Annotated in this window: 2 pseudogenes; both read left to right on the top strand. The window is 38.0% G+C overall.

The features are described 5' to 3' along the window. Positions 1-91, top strand: a pseudogene (locus ACFINW_RS10090) (TrwH protein); the annotation flags it as partial. A gap of 69 nt (positions 92-160) precedes the next feature. Further along, positions 161-603, top strand: a pseudogene (locus ACFINW_RS10085) (hypothetical protein); the annotation flags it as partial.

The following is a 603-nucleotide window of genomic DNA, read 5'->3' as shown; positions in this document are numbered from 1 at the left end:
AAAGCTAAAACAGCCCAATGATAGGAACCGCGTGCCTATTAATAAAACAATCCCTGCCGAAATTAAGCGAGGAGACAACGGAATCTCATAAACTGATTTATGAAGTTAATAATGTAATGGTCAGTCTTTCTAAATATGTGAAAATTAAAAGGTATGGAATATGCAAAAGCTGATTATTATCATAGCGATTAGTGCTTTTCTTGGAACAACAAACTTAGCAAGAAGTAACACTCTTACTAAGCAAGGAGGAGGTCATAGCCGTTTTGCAGTTCCTAGTATAGGGTCAGGAAATCTCGATTCAAGCAACAATTATAAACCAAAACCACCAAAAGGCTATGAGCCACCACGTAAACTTCCACCCGATATTAAAATTGACCTTTCTAATTTGGGAACGATGAGAAATCGCGTACCGTCCAAACCTAGTGGCTCTAAGCCATCTAACACACCTCCAGTATCTCCCACAGCTCAGGTACCTAAATCAACTTTCGTATCTGCTCCATCAGCAAAATATCTGGAGCTTACTAAGCTATTAAAAAAAGGGGAAATTATTGAGCTCTTAAAAAAACAGCTTGAGTTGAAAAAAGAACAACTTTCGCAAACAGA

This window comes from Bartonella sp. AA18HLJMS, from assembly GCF_042197245.1.
Lineage (GTDB): Bacteria > Pseudomonadota > Alphaproteobacteria > Rhizobiales > Rhizobiaceae > Bartonella.
This window is presented reverse-complemented; position numbering and strand designations above follow the sequence as displayed.